The organism is Nitrosomonas sp. Nm51, from assembly GCF_900111165.1.
GTDB lineage: Bacteria > Pseudomonadota > Gammaproteobacteria > Burkholderiales > Nitrosomonadaceae > Nitrosomonas.
This window is the reverse complement of record NZ_FOGH01000042.1, coordinates 1-23,405: the sequence shown is the minus strand read 5'-3', so window position 1 is coordinate 23,405 and position 23,405 is coordinate 1. Positions and strand designations below refer to the sequence as shown.

Sequence of the window (23,405 nt, the reverse complement as noted above, 5' to 3'; positions counted from 1 at the left end):
CATTTCACCCATTGGGTGACTCCTGTCTTTAGTCCGAAAACCTTGACACTACTACGTTTGAGCTAATTTTTGTAGATCTAACTGAGGAAAATAGGTTTACAGATTATCCTCGGGGATGATGTTTGCTGTGTAGCTGCTTCAAGCGCTCTCGGGCAATATGTGTATAGATTTGTGTCGTCGATATATCCGCGTGACCAAGCAGCAGCTGCACCACCCTCAAATCTGCGCCATGATTGAGTAGATGCGTAGCAAATGCATGCCGTAACGTATGGGGTGAAAGATGTTTTTTAATCCCTACCGTATGCGCATGTCTTTTGATCAAATACCAGAAAGCCTGGCGAGTCATCGCCCCACCGCGCGATGTGACAAAAACAGTGTCGGCCACAATACCCTGAAGCAACAAAGGCCTGGATTGGCGTGTGTACCGGTTCAACCAATCGAGCGATTCTTCACCCAAAGGTGTCAAGCGCTCTTTTCTGCCCTTCCCCATCACCCGGACTACGCCCATATCCTGACTGACCTGGGAGTACTTCAAATTGATAAGTTCAGAGACGCGTAATCCGCTGGCGTAAAGTACCTCAAGCATGGCTTTATCTCGCAATCCCAATGGATTGTTCAAATTGGGCGCATTCAAGAGTTGCTCAACTTCCGCTTCCGTCAAACTCTCAGGGAGGTTACGCAGCAATTTGGGTGTTTCAATATTTAGGCTTGGGTCGATCTGTATTTTTCCTTGACGCAGCAAATACCGATAGAACCGTTTTAAACTCGACAACTCCCGGCTCGTTGTACTTGCTTTTACTTTAGCCGACACTCTGCCAGCCAGAAAATCAAGTAAATCCGAATGGCTTGCATCAATCAGCGATTCCCGCTTTTGATGTGGCTGTTTACTCAACCAGTCTGCAAAAAGCTGCAGATCATTTCGATAACTTTGCAGCGTATTACGCGACAAGCCATCCTCCAACCACAATACATCGAAAAATTCATCGAGTATTTCGGCGTTTTGTTCAGATACTCTCATGCTGCAATAACCACCGTTTAATTTCCAATGGTTCTCCTTCTCTAGTATTCATAAAACCTCCTAAGCCACCATTTTTTGCGATAATCCTGTGACAAGGTATAACGATTGGAATTTTATTAGCGCCACAGGCCCGTCCAACAGCCCTAGGCGCCGAATGGATCTTCGTAGCAATCTCAGCATAACTGCAAGTCTGACCGCACGGAATCTGTTGAATTTTTTCCCAAACGCGCCGTTGATGCGCGGTTCCGTTGATATGCAAAGAAAGATCAAAGGTATAACGGGGATCGGTCAAATATGCTTCTAATTGTGCGCAAACTTCTCTAGCTAAAGATGTTATCGGAGTCTTAAGCGATGTATTTAGCGGCAAATAATCAATCTCAGTCAACCAGTCTTCTTCCGTACGGATCCCTAGAACAGCGAAAGGCGCACGTATCTTTGCCTGATAGAAAGAATTAACTGGATTAATTTTTTGATGGTTGTTGGATTTATTCACACTTTTTATTCTAATTTTTTGAAATTCCGAAAAAAAGCTTTTTAGCATAAAAGCTATAGACTCTGGAATTGTACTAAAGTTGCACTTGCGCATTTACTGCAAAATCAAAATGTAAATCATTTCAATTTTTCAACAACTATAGCAGCTAATTAGAGATGTATTTGGCTTGATCTGAGTGAAGTTGCTCTCAGCACGAATGTTGCTGCACTGGTTCTACATATCGGTCTGTACTTTTTCGATGATAAATCATCAGAACCAAATTGACCGCGGCCAGCACGGCCTGCTTATCTTAGATGCTCTCTGACAGCTTCCAACAGATACCGAATAATCTGATGGAAGCTTATTTTGGTATGAACAGAATAGATTGAATTTAGCGTCCGCTCAATGAAACCGATAGCAATAATTCATTGAGTCGTTTTACAAAAACCGCTGGGTCTTCAGGCAGGCCGCCTTCGGCTAATAATGCCTGATCGAAAAGAATATGGCTCCAATCCTCGAAGCGGTTTTCTTCGGTTTTGAGCCGTTTTACCATCGGATGATGCGGATTAATTTCAAGAATCGGTTTTGCATGACTTACTTTCTGTCCAGCCTGTTTTAACAGCCGTTCCAAATTGCCGCCCATGTCGAAAGTATCGGCAACCAGACAGGCGGGTGAATCGGTCAAGCGCAAAGTCACGCGGACATCCTTTACTTTTTCTTCCAACGTTTTTTTCATTCGTTCAACGAGATCTTGATAATCATCCGCTTCTTTTTTCTGTTCTTCTTTTTCCGCCTCATCTTCCAGGCTGCCAAGGTCAAGACCGCCTTTAGCTACGGATTGCAACTGTTTACCATCAAACTCTGTCAGGTGGCTGACAAGCCATTCATCAACCCTGTCGGCGAGCAACAGCACTTCAATGCCTTTTTTGCGGAATACTTCAAGATGCGGACTGCTTTTTGCCGCTCTAAGGCTGTCAGCCGTTATAAAATAAATTTTCTCCTGGCCATCTTTCATGCGGCCAATATAATCGCTAAGTGAAACTGCAGGCTCATCGGTATCACTTACTGTTGTTACAAAACGAAGCAATCTGGCTATCCGGTCGCGATTGGTAAAATCTTCACCCACTCCCTCCTTTAATACTTGACCAAATTCACGGTAGAATGTACTGAATTTTTCCTTTTCTTCATTTGAATTACTTTTGGCGAGGTCTTCTATCATTCCCAACACCTTTTTGATCGATCCGGCCCTAATAGCCTCTATATCTTTTGATTCCTGCAAAATTTCACGCGACACATTCAGCGGCAAACTGTTTGAATCGATAATACCACGAACAAAGCGCAAATAATTAGGCATCAGTTTTTCTGCGTCATCCATAATGAAAACACGCTGAACATACAATTTTAGACCATGACGATGTTCACGGTCGAACAAATCGAATGGCGCTCGTGACGGAATATAGAGCAATTGTGTATATTCCTGCCGACCTTCCACCCGCGCATGAACATATGTCAACGGCGGTTCAAAGTCATGCGCGACATGCTTGTAAAATTCATGATACTGCTCTTCTGTGATTTCATTTTTAGCACGCGCCCATAATGCGCTTGCCTGATTGATGGTTTCGTCTTCGTCAGTAATTTTATTTTTCTTTTCATCGTCCGACCATTCTTCCTTCTTCATCAGAATCGGCAAGGTAATGTGGTCCGAATATTTCCGAATAATATTTCGCAGACGCATACCATTTAGCAGATCATCCTCTCCCTCGCGTAAATGAAGAACAACCTCCGTACCGCGCGTTTCCTTATGGATTGTTTCCAGACTATAGTCACCTTCACCGTTGGATTCCCAACGTACACCATGTTCTGCTGTCAGACCTGCACGCCGGGTATTGATTGTTACTCTGTCTGCCACAATAAACGCTGAATAAAAACCAACGCCGAACTGACCGATCAAATGCGCATCCTTGACCTGATCACCGGTCAAGGAATCAAAAAACTCGCGTGTACCAGATTTAGCAATTGTGCCAATATGATCAATGACCTCCTGCCTGGACATTCCAATACCATTATCCGCTACAGTAATTGTTTGAGCGTCAGCATCATAGCTGACTCGAATTTTCAGATCTGAATCGGATTCGTATAGAGCGGCATCGGTTAAACCTTCAAAACGCAATTTATCTGCTGCATCCGATGCATTGGATATCAATTCTCGTAAAAATATTTCCTTATTGCTATATAAGGAATGAATCATCAATTTGAGTAATTGCTTGGCTTCTGCCTGAAAACTTAAATGTTCTTTTGTTGCTTCAGTTTGCACGGTTCTCTCCTTCAATAATTCAGGTGAAAAACAATGGGGATACATTGATGAATTTCAAGTATATGCATACGCAATTCAAGTGTCTTGAAGCTCCTGCGGAATAAACAGCACACTACAAATGGCATATATTCGACTACATTAATTTTGTAAAAAAAATTAATGTAGATCCAGAAAATTAAAACTCAGCGTTTTTATTACACTAATTGCATTTACATAGAATTTTGAATGGCATAAAGACTTAATCCCATTAATGATTGCGGAAATATGCCGAGAGCAAGAACAGCCAGACAGTTTGCACTGATCAGCACTTTAACGTCACTTTTGACAGTCAGCGGCTCATCTGTTTCAGGCGCATCAAAATACATGAATTTGACAATGCGCAAATAATAAAATGCACCGATTAGTGAAAAAATAACAGCGGCAACTGCTAACCAGACAAATCCAGCGTTTACGACAGCCTGCAATACAGCCAGCTTTGCATAAAACCCGACCATGGGCGGGATGCCGGTTAATGAAAACATCAGTAGCAACGTCATCAATGCATACCATGCATTTCTTTTATTGAGCCCCTTAAAGTCACTGATATTCTCTGCTTCAAACCCGCTGCGCGAAAGAATCATAATCATGGCAAAGATACCTAATGTCATCAACACATACGTGATTACATAAAACAAGGAAGAACTGTATCCATTCCAGTCAGCACTAATAAAACCGAGGATCAGAAAACCCATATGTGAGATTGTCGAATAGGCGAGCATGCGTTTAATATTGTTTTGTGCAATTGCAGCAATATTGCCAATAGCCATTGACAACACAGCAAGAATTATGAGCATACCCTGCCAGTCGGCGGCCATTTCACCCATGCCTTCTACGAGCAGGCGCATTACAAAAGCAAATGCGGCAAATTTTGGAGCGGAACCGATAAACAAGGTGATGGCCGTCGGCGCACCCTCGTATACGTCTGGCGCCCACATATGAAATGGTGCCGCACTCAGCTTGAAGCTAATGCCTGCGACAATAAAGACCAATCCAACAACAAGTACCTCATGATTTCCCACACCATCTTGTATTGCCTCTGATACGTTTAGGATATGCAAAGACCCAGTGGCGCCGTAAACCATGGACATACCGTAAAGTAAAAAACCCGAAGCCAATGCACCGAGAACAAAAAACTTCATGGCAGCTTCAGTTGCCGCGAAGGAATCCCGGCGCAGCGCAACCAGCGCGTATAACGACAAGGACAGCAGCTCAAGACCAATATAAAGCGACAAGAAATGACTGGCTGAAATCATGACCATCATGCCTAGCGTCGCAAACAGAATCAGGCTAAAAAACTCACCTGTCAAGATTCCACGTTCGCTGACATAACTATACGAATAAATCAAAACTGCGGATACGGTGACATATACCATAATTTTCAGGATATCAGCCATCGCATCATCAACAAACATACCAGAAAATGTATAGGTCGTTTCTGCCGAGAATGAAACAAAAGTTAATAAACCGCACCCAATCAATGCGGCCTGCGCAAGTAGGTAAATGATGTAGCGTCTTTTCTCACCAGCCGCGAGATCTGCCAGCATAATCACACACACCATGATCAGCAAAAAAATTTCAGAATAAGCTGGTGTAAAATCTGGTGGTAAAAAATTCATTAATTGCTCATCCTCATCTCGAGAAATTTATTATTCTAGTATCGCGCTACAGTTTGCTGTTGCCGACATGATCCAGCAAATTATCGACAGTAACATGCATGACATCTGTTAACGGGAATGGATAGACCCCCAACCATAATACCGCTGCCGCCAGTATGGCAAGCACAATAAATTCGCGCCTGGAGATATCCTGCATACCTTCGACGGCGGGGCTGGCAACCGCTCCAAATATAACGCGCTTATACATCCATAGTGTATAAGCTGCTCCAAATATAAGTGTGGTCGCTGCGAGGAATGCATACCAGAAGTTAACCTTCACTGCTCCCATGATAACCAAGAATTCACCGACAAATCCACTGGTTCCCGGAAGACCTGCATTTGCCATTGCAAACAGCATAAAGAATGCCGCAAACACCGGCATTTTATTGACAACGCCACCATAATCTGCAATCTGCCTTGAATGCAGCCTGTCGTATAACACGCCGATACACAAAAACATGGCGCCGGAAATGAATCCATGAGAAATCATCTGTACCATGGCGCCTTCTATTCCATAAGCATTAAACAAAAAGAATCCTAGCGTTACAAACCCCATGTGTGTAACTGACGAATATGCGACCAGTTTTTTCATATCGGGTTGCATTAAAGCAACAAAGTAGATGTACACTACTGCAATTAACGACAACACAATCATCATTTCCGCCAGGTAATGGCTTGCATCGGGCACTATCGGTAACGAAAATCTCAGAAAACCGTAACCACCCAGCTTGAGCAAAATCGCTGCCAATACCACCGAACCGCCTGTAGGCGCTTCCACATGCGCGTCCGGCAACCAGGTATGTACCGGCCACATTGGGACTTTCACTGCAAATGCCAGCAAGAATGCAATAAAAATCAGGACTTGTGCGTTAAATGGTATGGGCAATTGATGGTAATCTTCAATTGAGAAGCTGCCCCCAGCCAGTTGATACAGATAAATAAAGGCGACCAGCATCAATAGCGAACCTAGCAGGGTGTACAAGAAAAATTTTATCGCAGCATAAACTCTGTTTGGACCGCCCCAAATACCGATAATCAGAAACATCGGTATTAATGACGCTTCCCAGAAAACATAGAAAAGCATGGCATCCAATGATGCGAAAACACCATTGATAATGCCGGACATGATTAGAAATGTGCCCATATATTGGGAAACGCGCTCCTGTATTACCTGCCATCCGGCAATGACGATCAGTGGCGTTGTAATACAGTTGAGCAAAATAAGCGGCATCGATATACCATCAACGCCGATATGATAATAGACATTAAAACGTTCAAACCAACTTCGATTTTCAACAAATTGCATCGCACTTGTTGCAGGATCAAATCCTGTATAAAGCGGGATTGCCACCAAAAACCCTAAAATTGATCCGGCTAGCGCTATCCAGCGGGCCAGTTGTGCATTGCGATCACTTCCTGTCGCTAACACTGCGATACCAGCCAGGATTGGCAACCATATAATCAGACTTAAAAGCGGGAAACCAAACAACATGTTTTTTCCGTTCTATTTGTTAGTGTTTATGCGTTGTGAGTTTCAAAATTTTGATTGTTCATCAATGCCGGAACTTAATATAGCCACAGGGTCAGAATTGCAAAAACGCCAACTATCATCGTAAACGCATAATGGTAGATATAACCAGTCTGAAAGCGCCTAACCAGCGAAGCAGTCCATGCAACAAGCTTAGCCGATCCATTAACGATTAACCCGTCTATAATTTTCATGTCTCCAAATTTCCAGAGTCCTGTACTGATTGCGCGTGTACCACCTGCAAACAACCATGAATACAGCTCATCGATATAGTATTTTTTATCCAAAACAGTGTAAATCGGACCGCAGACCGTTTTAATTTTCCCCGGAATGTCGGTCCTGACCGTATACAAATACCAGGCAGTCAGAATGCCGGCTAGTGATAGCCAGAAAGGTGCGGTCGATAATGCATGTATCATCATCCCGCCAACACCTGTAAATTCAGCGCCCAGTTTTTCAATTGCCGAATGTTCAGGCAACACGTAAATGGCATTGCTGAAATAATCACCAAACACTATCGGACCGATAAGCCAGCCCGCCCCGACCGCCGGAATAGCCAGTATTATCAGCGGTAACGTCACCACCCAGGGTGATTCGTGCAAATGTGACTTGGTGTGCTCGTCCATTCTCGGCTTTCCGTGAAACGTCATAAAGAGCAATCTGAATGTATAGAGTGCGCTAACAAACACGGCGGCCAGCGCACAAAAATAAGCGAAGCCAGCCAAAGGAATGTCAGCAAATGCAACTGCTTCGATAATAGCGTCTTTGGAAAAGAAGCCGGAAAATCCAAGCACACCTGCGTTGGCCAATGCTGCAATAAACATTGTCCAATAGGTTATGGGCATGTATTGTTTCAATCCGCCCATTTTTTCCATATTCTGTTCGTGATGCATTGCAATAATTACTGAACCCGCTCCCAGAAACAGTACAGCTTTAAAAAATGCATGCGTCATCAAGTGGAAAATTGCTGCTGAATATGCGGATGCACCGAGAGCGACGGTCATATAACCCAATTGTGACAGCGTTGAATAAGCCACTACACGCTTGATATCATTCTGCACTATCGCCACAAGCGCCATAAACAGTGTTGTAATGCCGCCAACAACCAAAATTGTCGAGAGCGCCACATCGGAAAGCTCAAATAATGGCGACATGCGCGCCACCATGAAAATGCCGGCGGTCACCATTGTTGCGGCATGAATTAATGCAGAAATGGGTGTTGGGCCTTCCATTGAATCCGGCAACCATACGTGCAAAGGAAACTGCGCAGATTTTCCCATTGCACCAATGAATAATAAGATGCAGATAACGGTTATGATCAGCCATGATGAACCGGGAACAAGCTCTACGGTTTTTTCAGCTATTTCCGGCGCTTGCGCAAACACGCCAGCATAATCCAATGTGCCGAAATGCATCAGAATCAGAGCCATACCCAACAAAAACCCGAAATCTCCAACTCTGTTAACCAGAAAAGCTTTTAAATTGGCATAAACCGCTGTCGGACGCGTATACCAGAAACCAATCAATAAGTACGATACCAGCCCGACAGCTTCCCACCCAAAAAAAAGCTGCAGAAAGTTATTCGACATGACCAGCATCATCATCGAAAATGTAAATAGTGAAATATAACTGAAGAAACGCTGGTAGCCCGGATCTCCTTGCATATAGCCGATTGTATAAATATGCACCATGAGTGAAACCAGGCTAACGACCACCATCATGGTGGCGGATAATTGGTCAATCAAAAAACCAATCTCAAAACTTGTATCGCCCGTTACAAGCCAAGTATAGACAGTCCCATTAAATACATTGCCATTCAAAACATCCCTGAAAATGATAAGAGATGCAATAAACGAAACAAATACCAGGGAGATAGTGACTCGGTGACTCCACACCGTACCTATATAGCGGCCAAATAATCCAGCGACAATAGCCCCTATCAATGGGGCTATTGGTACCAGCAAATAAAGTGTCTGCATTTCAATCTACTTATCTAAATGTCGGTTATTTGTTTTTTATTCAAATACGTATTGAAATTTAACTAACCCTTCAATCGATCTAAATCATCTACATTAATTGTTCGCAGGTTACGGAACAATACGACCAATATCGCCAAACCAATAGCCGCTTCAGCTGCTGCAACCGTCAGAATAAAAAAGACAAACACCTGCCCTGATATATCCTGTAGATAGTGCGAAAAAGCAATAAAATTCATATTAACTGCAAGCAGCATCAACTCGATCGACATCAAAATAATAATGACATTTTTTCTATTAAGAAAAATGCCGACAATACCGATCGAAAACAAAATTGCACCAAGTACCAGATAATGCGATAGCGATACCAAGTAACTACCTCTTTTTTTTAATTCAATAAACGCTGCGACAACAAGCTATACGCAGTTTTTAATTTTTTTTATTTGCTTGCATCGAGACGACGCGCAAGCGGTCTTCTTTTTTCACACTAACCTGTTTAGCAATATCCAACGATTTTTTGTCTTCACGATGACGCAACGTTAAGGCAATAGCAGCGATCATTGCAACCAACAGTAGCACCGCAGCCAGTTCGAAGGCATACACATATTCTGTGTACAATAATCGCCCCAACTCTTTAGTGTTGCTGTAATCTGCAGCTTTGGGCTCGGGTGCCGGCATATCCTCCAGACTGAAATATTGCCCAAACATAATCATGGCAATCTCGACAACCATCACCAGCGCCACCAGACCACCGAGTGGAAACCATTTCCAGAATCCTTCCCGTAATTTATCCAGATTAATATCCAGCATCATCACGACAAACAAAAATAGCACCATTACAGCGCCTACATATACGAGGACAAGAGTTATAGCCAAGAATTCGGCCTCCAGCAACAACCATAAACCTGCGCAGGTAACAAATGCCAGAACTAGTAACAAGGCTGAATATACTGGATTACGAACAGTGATAACACCGAGCGCTGACGCTATTAGTACAGTTGAAAAAAAATAAAAAATAATATCCTGAAAAATCATTCGTTTTCACCTGTCTGCATCAACGATACTGTGCGTCCGCTTCTCTATCTTTGGCAATTTGCTCTTCGTAGCGGTCCCCAATAGCGAGCAGCATTTCTTTGGTATAAATCAAATCACCTCTTTTTTCGCCATGGTATTCAAGAATACGCGTTTCAACGATTGAATCGACTGGGCAAGACTCTTCGCAAAACCCGCAGAAAATACACTTTGCGAGATCAATATCGTATCGCGTTGTTCTTCGTGTCCCATCCTCACGCTGCTCTGAATCGATGGTAATTGCCATAGCCGGGCACACAGCCTCACACAATTTACAGGCAATGCACCGTTCTTCACCGTTTGGGTAACGCCTCAACGCATGCAATCCGCGAAAACGTGGAGACTGCGGCGTTTTCTCTTCAGGATAATGTACTGTGATTTTGGGCTTGAACAAATACCGGCCCGTAACCATTAGACCTTTCCATAGTTCCAGTAACAGAAAAGTACTAAAAAATTTCTTGATTCGATTCATAATACACACTCTTTTCTAGAACCAAAGGTTAAGTGGAAAACTGTTTCGAAGGGATTCAGGCAACTGCATAACAACACCTAATACAACTATCCAAATGATCGTTATCGGAATGAATACTTTCCAACCCAGTCTCATAATTTGATCATATCGATACCGCGGAAATGTAGCGCGGAACCAGAGAAAAAAGAATAATAAAAATCCTATTTTGAATAGTAACCAAATAAATCCCGGTATCATGTTCAGTGGCGCGATATCCAGCGGCGGCAGCCAGCCACCCAGAAACAAGATCGCTGTCAGAGTGGCTACCAATATCATATTGGCATATTCGGCCAGAAAAAATACAGTAAACGCCATGCCCGAATAATCCACATGAAAACCAGCAACTATCTCGGATTCGCCTTCCGCCACATCAAATGGCGCGCGATTCGTTTCAGCTACACCTGATATAAAATACACAAGGAACATAGGAAATAGCGGTATCCAAAACCAATGCATAAAACTGGCCCAGCTTTCACCTTGTTGACCATTTACGATATCGCCCAGATTCAAACTCTGCGACATCATCAACACACACACCAGCGCAAACCCCATGGCCAGTTCGTAAGAAACCACCTGGGCGGCAGAGCGCATTGCACCTAGAAAAGCATATTTAGAATTTGACGCCCATCCGGCTATAATCACGCCGTAAACACCCATGGATGTCATTGCAAGAATATACAAAAGCCCCGCATTGATATCTGCAAGCACCAGTTCCGCAGAAAACGGCACGACCGCCCACGCAGCCAAAGCCGGCATAATCGTCAGTATCGGCGCAAGGACAAACAGAAATTTGTTAGCTCCTGTCGGAATAACAATCTCTTTCATCAGTGCTTTCACAGCATCTGCTATCGGTTGTCCCCAACCACGTAACCAGGAAATACCAAAAAACGTGACACGATTGGGCCCGACACGGTGCTGCATGTACGCTATAATTTTACGTTCTGCAAATGTAAGATATGCCACCCCCAGCAGCAACGGAACAACAATTGCAAAAATAAATGTTACATTGGTTGAGAGCGTAAACAGCATGGGACCCCATTCGGCCCCAAAAATTTGCTCAAACAACTGACCTATAGACTCCATTGGTAAATCCTAAAATCCTTCTTAAGCGTTACAGCTTTTCAACTGTTATCTCTCCGAATAATGCGCCTAACGCGAATGTTTTCGGATGAGCACCGGGTATGCGTACACAATTGACAGGTAATTTGTCATCACAAGCAGCCTCCAACTGCACTGTATCTTCATCCTGTGCGGCACGAATTTGGTCCCCGGCATTTACGCCTAGTTTTTCCATTAAAGATAACGGCATCCAGGCGCAGATACTGGTCGCGTCCCGGGTCTGTTGCAATGACTCTGCTCTGCGTACAACTGGATCAGCATGGTAAATAGGGACCTCGCCAATGCGCTGAATGACATTTTCCTGACGAATGCCAAGATCCAATACAGAACCTCTAATGCTATTACTCAGGTATTTATCCAATTTAGCGTCTTCTGAAAAAACATCATCGCGAATCTGCTCTACCGTTTCATACCCAAAACCATTCAAATTTAATATATTGGCCAAGACACGCAATACTTTCCATGCCGGCCTGGATTCACCCAGTGGCGCTACCACGCCATTAAAATTTTGAACACGTCCTTCCGTGTTAACGAAAGTTCCGGCGGTTTCAGTAAATGGTACAATAGGAAGCATAACATCTGCGTACTCATGCACACTACCTTTATAGACACTAAGCGACACTACAAAGTCTGATGCTTTCATCGCGTTCATTGCCTGCTGTGCATTATACGTATCAAACTCAGGCTCAACGTTCATGAGTATAAAACCACGGCACTTGTTTTCAACAGCTCCGCCCAGCATTTGTGCGGCATTAAGCCCGACAGGCATGCCCGAGTATAAGCCGACCGCAGATGACAAACCGGTCAAATCAGGAATGGCACCCGCCATATAAGCGCCCACACTATTCGCCGCCTCACCCAGAACGCCAAAAGCTGCGCCGGTCGCTTCAGCAATTGCATTCAATAAAATATGAATTTTTGTATAATCTGGATGATGCTGCGCCAAGTTACCCAGATAAACCGCAGCCGGCGCACTTTCAATCAAACTTGCGGCAATAGATCGCGCCTGATCTGTATCAGGTAGCGGCGCCAGTATATCCCTGAGTTCCTGTGGAAAATCAGTACCCTTCATGGTTAACGCTGATTTCAGTATTCCGGCAAGCACTTTCGCAATCAGATCGGGAGCGGCTATGACCTTGTTACTGACTTTTGTCAACAGGTCATCATCAACAGGATTCACCAGGTTGAGCTGCGCTCCTTTTTTTACTGCCTGTCTAATTCTTTGCGCTATCAGCGGATGATCCTTACGCAGGGTACTGCCAACTATTAAAATTGACTTCAATTTGGATATTTCTGCAATACTCGTACCCAACCATGGAATTCCATGCAATTGTTTATCCGCGCTAAAGTCTGATTGACGTAAACGGTGATCAATATTGCCGCTTCCAAGTCCGCGCATCAATTTTTGCAACAGATACAACTCTTCGGTCGTACTATGCGCAGACCCTAGCGCACCCAAACCTTGGGTGCCGTATTTTTCTTTAACTGCGAGCAGATTGCTTGCCGTATACTCCAGCGCTTCCTGCCAGCTGCATTCCTGCCATGTTCCATCCTGCCTGATCATCGGCTGCGTTAAACGATCTTCCGAATTTAATCCTTCGTAGGAAAAACGATCCTTGTCGGAAAGCCAGCATTCATTGATTGCCTCGTTATCCCGCGGCAGAACACGCATAACACGGTTTTGTTTTACTTGGACAATCAAATTGGAACCTAATCCGCAATGCGGACTGATCGATTTTCTGCGCGACAATTCCCATGTACGCGCAGTATAACGAAACGGCTTACTGACCAATGCACCTACCGGACAAAGATCAATGACATTACCCGACAGCTCTGAATCCACTGTTTTACCCACAAAAGACAGGATTTCAGCGTGTTCTCCGCGACCGGCCATACCCAGTTCCATAATGCCCGCAATTTCCTGGCCAAAGCGAACGCAGCGTGTGCAGTGTATACATCGAGTCATGTCAGTTGAAATCAACGGACCAAGATTTTTATTGGAAACCACCCGTTTAGCTTCTTGGTATCGCGAACCACTGGAACCATAACCAACAGCAAGATCCTGCAACTGACACTCTCCTCCCTGGTCACAAATCGGACAGTCGAGCGGATGATTAATCAACAAAAATTCCATGACGCCTTTTTGTGCTGTCACTGCCTGCTTGGAATGCGTATAAACTTTCATGCCATCCATTACCGGTGTAGCACAAGCGGGTAACGGCTTGGGAGCTTTTTCCACTTGAACCAAGCACATACGACAATTTGCTGCTATAGACAATTTCTTGTGATAGCAAAAATGAGGGATATAGATCCCGACCTCCTTGGCACCATCCATAATGGTACTGCCTTTGGGGACAGAAACCTGTTTACCGTCGATTTCAATATTGACCATCAGCTAACATTCTTATTTTTTAAAATTTTCGTGCAAAAAGATCAGAGCATTTAATTAATTTTCAATCAAATGCAATTAATACGTTCACACGCCTATACCATACATTTCTTATGTTCAATGTGATAGACGAACTCATCTCTAAAATGCTGAATCATGGCGCGGACCGGCATGGCTGCAGCATCTCCTAGAGCACAAATCGTGCGACCCTGAATGTTATCAGCAATATCATCCAGCAAATCAAGGTCTTCCTGACGCCCCTTGCCATGCTCGATACGATTGATAATTCGATAGAGCCAACCTGTACCTTCCCGACAGGGGGTGCACTGACCGCAAGACTCTTCAAAATAAAAATAAGATAAACGCTCAAGCGCTCTAACCATGCAGGTTGTTTCATCCATAATAATGACAGCACCAGATCCCAGCATGGATCCTGCCTTAGCGATGGAATCGTAATCCATATCTGTTTCCATCATCACATCACCAGGAAGCACCGGCATCGACGACCCCCCCGGTATACAGCCCTTAAGCTTACGACCGCCACGCATTCCTCCGGCCAGTTCCAAAAGTTCTGCAAACGGCGTGCCCATTGGTACCTCATAATTTCCCGGCTTGTTCACATGCCCGGAAACTGAGAAGATTTTTGTACCGCCATTATTTGGTTTTCCTAGCTTTAAATATTGCTCACCGCCATTCCGAATAATCCACGGAACCGATGCAAAAGTTTCAGTATTGTTAATCGTAGTCGGCTTTCCATACAAGCCAAAATTTGCCGGGAAAGGCGGCTTAAAACGTGGCTGACCTTTTTTACCCTCTATAGACTCAAGCAGAGCCGTTTCCTCGCCACAAATATATGCACCATACCCGTGATGGTTATACAATTGAAAACTAAAAGACGATCCTAGAATATTTTCACCGAGATATCCTGCCGTTCTCGCCTGTTCGACAGCTTCCTCCATTCGTTCGTAGGTCTCCCAGATTTCGCCGTGGATGTAATTATAGCCCGCTTTTGCACCCATTGCATATGCAGCAATGATCATACCCTCAATGAGGATATGCGGGTTATAACGAAGTATATCGCGATCTTTAAATGTCCCGGGTTCCCCTTCATCCGAATTACAAACGATAAATTTATCCCCCTGATAATCCTTGGGCATAAAACTCCATTTCAAACCAGTTGGAAAACCCGCACCGCCACGCCCACGTAACGCGGATACCTTGACCTCTTCAATGAGTGCTTCTGGGGTTATCTTTTGTGAGAGAATTTTTTTCAGTGCTGCATAACCTTCGCGCGCCTCATAACTTCTCAAACACCAGTTATCCGGGTCAGACGGATCAACACCATTGAGTAAAGTGAGCGGGTATTGTTTCATTTGCGCATTTCCTCCAACATTTCATCTATCTTTTCGTTGGACATAAAACTGCACATGCGCTTGTTATTCACCAGCATAACCGGCGCATCGCCACACGCACCCATACATTCACCTTCCTTCAATGTAAATTTACCATCCGCTGTCGTTTGATTGAATCCTATTTCCAATTTCTGTTTCAAGTACTCCGCCGCGTTGTTTCCACCGGATAGCGCACATGGCAAATTTGTACAAACGGTAATCTTGTATTGGCCTAAAGGCTCAAGATTATACATGTTGTAAAACGTTGCAACCTCGTAGACAGCTATGGCAGGCATGCCCAAATAATCCGCGACAAAATTCATTGTCTCGCTAGCTAGCCAGCCTTTTTCATCTTGCGCAATTGCCAAGGCAGACATGACTGCAGATTGCTTTTGATCGGCAGGATACTTTGCTATTTCATAATCAATCTTTTTCAGGGATTCAGCACTTAACATCTTGATTATCTATCAATTTCACCAAATACTATATCTTGTGTTCCAATAATTGCCACCACATCAGCGATCATATGTCCACGCGACATTTCATCAAGCGCGGCCAAATGGGCAAAGCCCGGTGCCCTGATTTTCAATCGATAAGGCTTGTTCGCGCCGTTGGATACCAAATATATTCCGAACTCTCCTTTGGGGTGCTCAACACCAACATAAGCTTCACCCGGAGGCACATGAAATCCTTCAGAGAACAGTTTGAAATGATGAATCATTTCCTCCATATTCTGCTTCATGTCGATGCGTGACGGCGGTGCAACTTTATGATTATCCGTTATCACCGGACCCGGATTTTTGCGCAGCCAGTCGACGCACTGCTTGATAATTCGATTGGATTGACGAAATTCCTCCATACGAACCAAATAACGGTCATAGCAGTCGCCGTTTACGCCTACGGGAATATCAAAATCGACCTGATCATAGACTTCATAAGGTTGTTTTTTTCTTAGGTCCCATTCAACCCCAGACCCTCGTAACATAGGTCCGGTAAACCCAAGTGCTTTTGCCCTCTCTGGCGAGACTACGCCAACATCAACAAGCCGCTGCTTCCAAATACGATTATCTGTCAACAGCGTTTCATATTCATCTACATAAGCCGGAAAACGTTCTGTAAAATCTTCAATAAAATCCAGCAAGGATCCTTTCCGGTTCTGGTTTCTTATACGCGTTTGCTTATCATTGTGAATGGCTGACGGCTGGTACTGTGGCATGGCATCCGGCAAATCACGATATACGCCGCCCGGTCGATAATAAGCAGCGTGTAATCTCGCACCGGAAACGGCCTCATAACAATCCATCAGATCTTCACGTTCGCGGAATGCATAAAGAAACATAGTCATTGCCCCGACATCCAGCGCATGTGCACCTATCCACAACAGATGATTTAGAATACGCGTTATTTCGTCAAACATCACGCGGATATACTGCGCCCGTAACGGCACATCAATTTGCAGCAATTTCTCGATAGCCATGACATATGCATGTTCATTGACCATCATAGAGACATAGTCCAGTCGGTCCATGTAGGGAACAGACTGCAGGTACGTCTTATTTTCCGCGAGTTTCTCAGTTGCGCGATGCAACAACCCAATATGCGGATCTGCGCGTCGAACCACCTCGCCATCCAACTCCAGAACCAGTCGCAATACCCCATGTGCCGCCGGGTGTTGCGGCCCGAAATTCATGGTGTAATTTCTTATTTCTGCCATATTTTGTTTCTAATCACTTACTCTTTTATCAATCGTACCTGACACTAATCCACATGGCTGTCGCCATAGTTTTGTTCACGAATAACATATGGTATTACTTCGCGCGGCTCGATGCTGACTGGCTGATAAATAACGCGCTTTTGTTTCTCATCGTAACGCATCTCAACATAACCTGAAATTGGAAAATCTTTACGAAACGGATTCCCAACAAAACCATAGTCGGTCAGTATTCTTCTAAGATCAGAATGGCCTGGGAATACGATGCCAAAAAGATCAAATGCCTCACGCTCAAACCAATTCGCCGCCGGCCAGATATCCGTAACCGAGTCCACAGCTGGAAAATCATTATTTTCTGCGAAAACTTTCATCCGTAAACGCTGATTATGACTAACTGATAACAAGTGATAAATCACAGCAAAGCGTCTGCCTTCTGATTGTCCCAAAGCATTTGTTTCATCGCCATATGTCGAATAATCCATTCCGCACAGGTCAATCAAGGTATCAAAACCCAAATCTTTATGATCACGCAAAATTCCACTGATCGAACACACATCATTAGCTCGAATCACGATTGTCAGCTCATCAAAAAGCCAGTGCAGACTAACCAAGCGTTCCGCCAAAATATGCGTTAACGCTTCAGTCAATACTTCTTGTCGATTTTTATCCATACACCTATGACCGCGCAATTGTGTTTGTGCGGCTTATCTTGTTTTGCAGCTGAATGATGCCATACAGTAGCGCTTCAGCAGTTGGAGGACAACCAGGCACATAAATATCAACCGGCACAATACGATCGCATCCACGAACAACAGAATAGGAATAATGATAATACCCTCCTCCGTTGGCGCATGATCCCATAGAAATTACCCAGCGCGGCTCCGCCATTTGGTCATATACCTTTCTCAGCGCCGGAGCCATTTTATTGCACAATGTACCCGCGACAATCATTACATCCGATTGCCGTGGACTCGGCCGAAAAACTACGCCGAAACGATCAAGATCGTAACGCGATGCACCGGTTTGCATCATTTCCACCGCACAGCAAGCCAGCCCGAAAGTCATGGGCCACATGGAACCTGTCCGACCCCAGTTGATCACCGAATCCAGACTTGTTGTAATAAAACCTTTTTCTAAAGCGCCTTCAATGCTCATAATTTTAATCCCACTCCAGTGCGCCCCGCACCCATTCGTAGATGAACCCAACGACCAGAATGCCAAGGAATATCATCATCGCGACAAAACCGAAAAGACCTATTTCCTCTAGCACAATTGCCCAGGGAAATAAGAACGCAATTTCCAAGTCAAATAAAATAAACAATATCGCAACAAGGTAATAGCGCACATCAAACTTTATACGCGCATCTTCAAATGCATCAAAACCACACTCGTATGCTGAAAGTTTCTCCTTATCAGGGCGATTAGGTGCCAACAACCATCCTCCGACCATACATCCGGCACCAACAACAAAGCCAATAATCAAAAACAACAAAATTGGAAAATAATTTTCAAGCATTTATCTATTCTACTTTATTTACCAATGAATTATTCAAAGCTGCTATAAATCTTCAGGCATGAACACAGAACTGTTAAACAAATTACGGTCGAGTAATGGTGCCGACGGCGAGACTCGAACTCGCACGACTTTCGCCACCGCCCCCTCAAGACGGCGTGTCTACCAGTTCCACCACGTCGGCGGTAACCTTGAACCATTATGCCAACGGTTTCGACAAAACCCCAGGCAAAATCAATCAGGTATTTGATCTGCTTTCGATGGACTTTCCACTTCAGAAACACCTGGCACCGCAATTTCATCGACATCAGGTATCTTTCCTTGCTTATCAGTCAGCGCTGCTTCATCCCGTTTTTCTTCAACCTCATCCATTAGACCCATTATTCCCAAGTCTTCTGTCTGATGCATCGTAAGATAAGTCAAACTCATGCTTGTGATAAAAAACATAGTCGCAATAATACCTGTCGTTCTACTTAAAAATGTAGCAGAACCACTTGCTCCGAACAAACTTCCTGCCGAACCGCCACCAAAAGCAGCTCCCATATCGGCACCCTTGCCCTGTTGCAAAAGCACCAACACGATTAATACAATTGCCAATATAACATGAATAGACCAAACCAAGGTTTCCAAAGTTTAACTCCAATATTTTTCTAACTGTGTGCCGCCTTGCAAATAGCGATAAAATCATCAGCAACGAGTGACGCGCCGCCTATTAAACCGCCATCAATATCCGGCATTGCAAACAATTCCTCAGCATTACTTGCCTTTACACTGCCGCCATACAGTATCGTCACGTCTGCGGCTAATTCCGAATTTTGCTTTGCTATGCCTTGCCGAATAAAGCGATGTATATCCTGCGCTTGTTGAGGTGTCGCTGTTTTACCTGTTCCAATAGCCCAGACAGGTTCATATGCTATCACTGCGTTTCTCATTGAATCCACGCCTGCCAATGTCAATATAGCCTTTAATTGTTCATCGATGACTTGTTCAGTTGTATCAGAATCACGTTGCTCGAGCGTTTCTCCCACACATAAAATCGGCACAAGCCCATGTTTTTGGGCGGCGAGATACTTTTCCGCTACAGCCTGATTACTTTCTCCGTAAAGCATTCTTCTTTCTGAATGCCCCACAATGACATATGAACAACCAAAATCATTTAACATGTCCGCAGATACTTCCCCAGTATAGGCACCTTTCTCATGTTGACTGACATTCTGCGCTCCCCATTTGATATTTGCATTCTGCAGTTTTGCCTGAACTGTCGCTAGATAAGGATAAGGTACGCAAACGGCATAACCGGTTTTATTATCAAGCGCGGAAATACCCGGAACCAATGCACTCAACAGCGCGTCGTTTTCATTTAGATTACCATGCATTTTCCAGTTACCAGCAACCAGTTTTTTTCGCATTCCTTCTATTCCTTGCTTTCTCAAAAGGGGCGATGCTACCCTTGATTGACTAACGAGTCAATTATATTGCGTATTGCTGGATCGGTTCTGATAATCATTCGAAATATTGCTTTTGATATCCAACAAGCGGACAAACCAGAAGTAGATTATTACGAAATCAAAAGCCTAATTCATATACTTTGGTTTTTTTGACGATAAAACAGTACTTTTAACCGAACCTGCCGGTAATATAATCCTCAGTCTGTTTATTTCTTGGTTTGATAAAAATGGTATCTGTTTCACCGAACTCAATTAATTCTCCGAGATACATGTATGCTGTGTAATCTGACACTCTGGCAGCTTGCTGCATATTATGTGTTACTATTAGAATAGTTACTTTATCTTTAAGATCGGCAATTAATTCCTCGATACTCGCGGTTGCAATCGGATCCAATGCCGAGGTGGGTTCATCAAATAACAATATTTCCGGATCCGTTGCCAATGCGCGCGCAATACATAAGCGCTGCTGCTGTCCGCCGGAAAGATTAAAAGCTAAATCATTTAACCGGTCTTTAACTTCATCCCATAAAGCCGCATTACGCAAAGCATCCTCAATTTTTTCATCGAGAATGGCCCGTTGTTTGATTCCCCTAACCCTTAAACCATATGCAACATTTTCGTAAATTGATTTCGGAAAAGGGTTAGGTTTTTGAAATACCATGCTGATGCGCATACGCACTTCGATTGGGTCAACTTTTGGCTGCAAAATATTAACATTGTCCGGATATAGCATAATATCGCCTTCATAACGGTTACCCGGATACAAATCGTGCATACGGTTAAAGCATCTCAAAAAAGTCGATTTGCCGCATCCGGATGGCCCAATAAGTGCTGTAATTTTTTTGTCATGCAGCGCCATGTCAATATTTTTTAACGCATTAAATGTACCATAATAAAAGCTCAGATTTTTCACCTCTGATTTATACTGATTTATCTCTGCAATTTTCTGCATTTTTTTACCATTTAATGTTCTTGCGCATACGGTACCGCAAATAAATTGCCAGCCCATTCATAGCCAACGTCATGACAACCAACACCAGACCGGCAGCAGCCGCATTCAACTGAAATGCTTCCTCAGGCCGCGATACCCAATTAAACATTTGGATCGGCATTACAGTAAAAGGCGCTGTCAACCACTCAAATGATATATATGGAAACTCATCAGTAACTGGCGAAGGCGGCAAAAATGCGATAAAAGTCAATGCCCCTATGGTTATAATTGGCGCAGTCTCGCCGATAGCGCGAGCCAAGCCGATAATAATTCCCGTCAATATACCGGCCGACGAATATGGCAGCAAGTGGTCTGATACTGTTTGCCATTTGGTCGCACCTAAAGCGTACGCACCCTCACGAATCGCTACTGGTATTGATCTAATCGCTTCTCTTGTAGCAACAATGACTACCGGCAGAATAAGAAGCGCAAGCGCCAGACCCGCCGCCAGAATGCTTTGACCAATGCCCAACTGATAAACAAATAGCCCCAGGGCCAGCAAGCCATATATGATGGATGGCACACCCGCGAGATTTGTTACATTGATTTCGATAATTTCAGTAAAGAGATTTTTCGGCGCATATTCTTCAAGATAAACACCCGCCCCGACACCCAAGGGTACCGCAGAGACAGCAGTTACCAGCATGACTAAAGTCGTTCCAACCCATGCCGACAGTATCCCCGCCGATTCCGGGCGACGCGAAGGAAAAGATGTAAAGAAATCCCAAGACAGTCTGGGCATACCATCAATCAACATCTGCGCAAATAATGAAATAAATGTCAGAATTGCAATCATAAGCGCGACAATGCCGGTAATCATAAACAACAAATCCCAGCGTTTGTGATGACTTATTATTTTTCGTAGATCATCCAGATCATTCACATTTTTCGCACGGCCAGATTGCCAAGCTTTATTTTTAATAAATTTCACGATACCGTTTGCGCAATAGATGACCAATAATATTGAATACTAGCGTGATAAGTAACAGTGTCAGGCCTGCTGCAAAGATCGTTTGATAACCGACACTGCCATGCGGCAAATCCCCTAAACTGACCTGAACGATATACGCTGTAATAGTCGCCGCTGGCTCCATAGGATTCCACGTCAAATTGGGCTGCATCCCTGCCGCGATTGCAACAACCATCGTTTCTCCGACTGCTCGTGAAATGCCGAGAATATATGCAGCAGCAATGCCAGAAAATGCTGCTGGAGTCACGACCCGTATCGCAGTCTGAAACCGAGTAGCTCCCATTGCATATGAACCTTCACGCAAATGCATTGGTACGGCTCGCATTGCATCTTCAGTCATTGAACTGACATAAGGGATGATCATAATTCCCATCACTAAACCAGCTGACAACAAGCTAAAACCCGGCAACTCCGGAAAAATTATTTGCAGCAGCGGTGTTACAAACAATAAAGCAAAATACCCGTAAACTACTGTCGGTATTCCACCTAGCAACTCCAAAAATGGCTTAGCAATTTCACGTACTGTGAAAGGTGCAAACTCGGAAAGATATATGGCAATAATAGTGCCCAATGGTAAAGCAACCAGCAATGCAACCGCAGAACTTACAACCGTACCAGCCACGAGAGGCAGAATACCGTAATGCGCATCATCAAACAGTGGCGTCCACTGTGTATCTGTCAAAAACTCCCAGATTGAAACGTGTTGAAAAAAAACAACTGACTCTTTCACCAGCATCACGATAATAGCCAACATGATAACAACGGAAAGAAGTGCGGACAGAAATAAAATTGATTCAATCAACCGCTCATGTAGTTTACGGCGATAGCTATAACCCAATTCACCTACATGATTTTTTTTACTCGGCAATTCTTTTGGCACAAGGTTTTGTATAATCTGATTGATTGAAGCATTTCACCAACAGATATTTTATTAGCAAAATGCACGAACTCTTGCTTTGCGCTTCAATCAGGCAGCACAGACAAGCAATTAACAGAAGACACGGCTTCTGAAATGAATTCTCTTGAAGCGTATTTTTATTGACAAGCGCAAAGACAACTCCGAAGCCACAGCTTACTTCCACTGTGAACCTCAGAGTTGCTAAAATTATGACAACCGATCAATAATCCTCGTCATCGTCGTCATCATCTTCCTCGTCCCAGTCATCCCAGTCATCCTCTTTGAGCACCAGTTTTCGCTGCTCTCGGCTGGCATCCAGGTCCGTCATCGGCGCTTCTTCATGCACCAGATTCTGGTGACAGTCAATACACGTCGCTCCATGCGTCTCCAT

At 44.1% G+C, this 23,405-nt stretch carries 22 protein-coding genes and 1 tRNA gene; all 23 read right to left on the bottom strand.

Annotation, left to right across the window (positions count from 1 at the left end; translation table 11 throughout):
• Positions 1–103: 103 nt before the first annotated feature.
• Positions 104–1,018 carry a site-specific tyrosine recombinase XerD gene (xerD, locus tag BMY60_RS11835; protein WP_090333860.1) on the bottom strand — a complete coding sequence of 305 codons (915 nt, stop codon included), beginning with the start codon at positions 1,016–1,018 and terminating at the stop codon, positions 104–106.
• The gene (locus BMY60_RS11830) at positions 1,005–1,559 is read right to left on the bottom strand and encodes a methylated-DNA--[protein]-cysteine S-methyltransferase (protein ID WP_090333865.1); all 555 of its coding nucleotides are present in this window, start codon (positions 1,557–1,559) and stop codon (positions 1,005–1,007) included. Before BMY60_RS11830 ends, xerD begins: the two co-directional genes overlap by 14 nt.
• A gap of 322 nt (positions 1,560–1,881) precedes the next feature.
• On the bottom strand, positions 1,882–3,804 hold the full coding sequence (gene htpG, locus BMY60_RS11825; protein WP_256250812.1) for a molecular chaperone HtpG: 1,923 nt from the start codon (positions 3,802–3,804) through the stop codon (positions 1,882–1,884).
• A gap of 209 nt (positions 3,805–4,013) precedes the next feature.
• The gene (gene nuoN / locus BMY60_RS11820; RefSeq protein WP_090333857.1) at positions 4,014–5,459 is read right to left on the bottom strand and encodes an NADH-quinone oxidoreductase subunit NuoN; all 1,446 of its coding nucleotides are present in this window, start codon (positions 5,457–5,459) and stop codon (positions 4,014–4,016) included.
• A gap of 46 nt (positions 5,460–5,505) precedes the next feature.
• Positions 5,506–6,990 carry an NADH-quinone oxidoreductase subunit M gene (locus tag BMY60_RS11815; RefSeq protein ID WP_090333856.1) on the bottom strand — a complete coding sequence of 495 codons (1,485 nt, stop codon included), beginning with the start codon at positions 6,988–6,990 and terminating at the stop codon, positions 5,506–5,508.
• 74 nt (positions 6,991–7,064) lie between these two features.
• Positions 7,065–9,005: an NADH-quinone oxidoreductase subunit L gene (gene nuoL / locus BMY60_RS11810; protein WP_090333854.1), complete on the bottom strand. Its 1,941-nt coding sequence runs from the start codon at positions 9,003–9,005 to the stop codon at positions 7,065–7,067.
• A gap of 62 nt (positions 9,006–9,067) precedes the next feature.
• Positions 9,068–9,373, bottom strand: a complete 306-nt coding sequence (gene nuoK / locus BMY60_RS11805) for an NADH-quinone oxidoreductase subunit NuoK (protein WP_090333853.1) — start codon at positions 9,371–9,373, stop codon at positions 9,068–9,070.
• 58 nt (positions 9,374–9,431) lie between these two features.
• A complete protein-coding gene (locus BMY60_RS11800; RefSeq protein ID WP_090333851.1) occupies positions 9,432–10,037 on the bottom strand; it encodes an NADH-quinone oxidoreductase subunit J in 606 nt (201 codons plus the stop codon).
• A gap of 19 nt (positions 10,038–10,056) precedes the next feature.
• On the bottom strand, positions 10,057–10,545 hold the full coding sequence (nuoI, locus tag BMY60_RS11795) for an NADH-quinone oxidoreductase subunit NuoI (protein ID WP_090333850.1): 489 nt from the start codon (positions 10,543–10,545) through the stop codon (positions 10,057–10,059).
• Between the two features lie 15 nt (positions 10,546–10,560).
• Positions 10,561–11,667 carry an NADH-quinone oxidoreductase subunit NuoH gene (nuoH, locus tag BMY60_RS11790; protein ID WP_090333848.1) on the bottom strand — a complete coding sequence of 369 codons (1,107 nt, stop codon included), beginning with the start codon at positions 11,665–11,667 and terminating at the stop codon, positions 10,561–10,563.
• Positions 11,668–11,695: 28 nt separating this feature from the next.
• Positions 11,696–14,095: an NADH-quinone oxidoreductase subunit NuoG gene (nuoG, locus tag BMY60_RS11785; RefSeq protein WP_090333846.1), complete on the bottom strand. Its 2,400-nt coding sequence runs from the start codon at positions 14,093–14,095 to the stop codon at positions 11,696–11,698.
• A 92-nt stretch (positions 14,096–14,187) separates the two neighbouring features.
• The gene (gene nuoF, locus BMY60_RS11780) at positions 14,188–15,465 is read right to left on the bottom strand and encodes an NADH-quinone oxidoreductase subunit NuoF (RefSeq protein WP_090333845.1); all 1,278 of its coding nucleotides are present in this window, start codon (positions 15,463–15,465) and stop codon (positions 14,188–14,190) included.
• Positions 15,462–15,938 carry an NADH-quinone oxidoreductase subunit NuoE gene (gene nuoE, locus BMY60_RS11775; protein WP_090333843.1) on the bottom strand — a complete coding sequence of 159 codons (477 nt, stop codon included), beginning with the start codon at positions 15,936–15,938 and terminating at the stop codon, positions 15,462–15,464. Before nuoE ends, nuoF begins: the two co-directional genes overlap by 4 nt.
• Positions 15,939–15,943: 5 nt before the next feature.
• Entirely contained in the window at positions 15,944–17,197 is a 1,254-nt protein-coding gene (locus BMY60_RS11770) for an NADH-quinone oxidoreductase subunit D (RefSeq protein WP_090333841.1), read from the bottom strand.
• A gap of 44 nt (positions 17,198–17,241) precedes the next feature.
• The gene (locus tag BMY60_RS11765) at positions 17,242–17,865 is read right to left on the bottom strand and encodes an NADH-quinone oxidoreductase subunit C (protein WP_090333840.1); all 624 of its coding nucleotides are present in this window, start codon (positions 17,863–17,865) and stop codon (positions 17,242–17,244) included.
• Between the two features lie 4 nt (positions 17,866–17,869).
• Positions 17,870–18,349: a NuoB/complex I 20 kDa subunit family protein gene (locus BMY60_RS11760; RefSeq protein WP_090333838.1), complete on the bottom strand. Its 480-nt coding sequence runs from the start codon at positions 18,347–18,349 to the stop codon at positions 17,870–17,872.
• A gap of 4 nt (positions 18,350–18,353) precedes the next feature.
• Positions 18,354–18,710, bottom strand: a complete 357-nt coding sequence (locus BMY60_RS11755; RefSeq protein WP_090333836.1) for an NADH-quinone oxidoreductase subunit A — start codon at positions 18,708–18,710, stop codon at positions 18,354–18,356.
• A gap of 96 nt (positions 18,711–18,806) precedes the next feature.
• Positions 18,807–18,891 (bottom strand) — tRNA-Leu (locus BMY60_RS11750).
• Between the two features lie 50 nt (positions 18,892–18,941).
• Complete coding sequence (secG, locus tag BMY60_RS11745) at positions 18,942–19,337, bottom strand: preprotein translocase subunit SecG (RefSeq protein WP_090333834.1); 396 nt, start codon at positions 19,335–19,337, stop codon at positions 18,942–18,944.
• A 20-nt stretch (positions 19,338–19,357) separates the two neighbouring features.
• A complete protein-coding gene (gene tpiA, locus BMY60_RS11740) occupies positions 19,358–20,116 on the bottom strand; it encodes a triose-phosphate isomerase (RefSeq protein ID WP_090333833.1) in 759 nt (252 codons plus the stop codon).
• A gap of 208 nt (positions 20,117–20,324) precedes the next feature.
• Positions 20,325–21,107 carry a phosphate ABC transporter ATP-binding protein PstB gene (gene pstB / locus BMY60_RS11735; protein WP_090333862.1) on the bottom strand — a complete coding sequence of 261 codons (783 nt, stop codon included), beginning with the start codon at positions 21,105–21,107 and terminating at the stop codon, positions 20,325–20,327.
• A gap of 4 nt (positions 21,108–21,111) precedes the next feature.
• A complete protein-coding gene (pstA, locus tag BMY60_RS11730; RefSeq protein ID WP_090333864.1) occupies positions 21,112–22,029 on the bottom strand; it encodes a phosphate ABC transporter permease PstA in 918 nt (305 codons plus the stop codon).
• Positions 22,030–22,063: 34 nt separating this feature from the next.
• Positions 22,064–22,996, bottom strand: coding sequence for a phosphate ABC transporter permease subunit PstC (gene pstC, locus BMY60_RS11725; protein ID WP_090333831.1), 933 nt, complete (start codon positions 22,994–22,996; stop codon positions 22,064–22,066).
• Positions 22,997–23,405 lie beyond the last annotated feature (409 nt).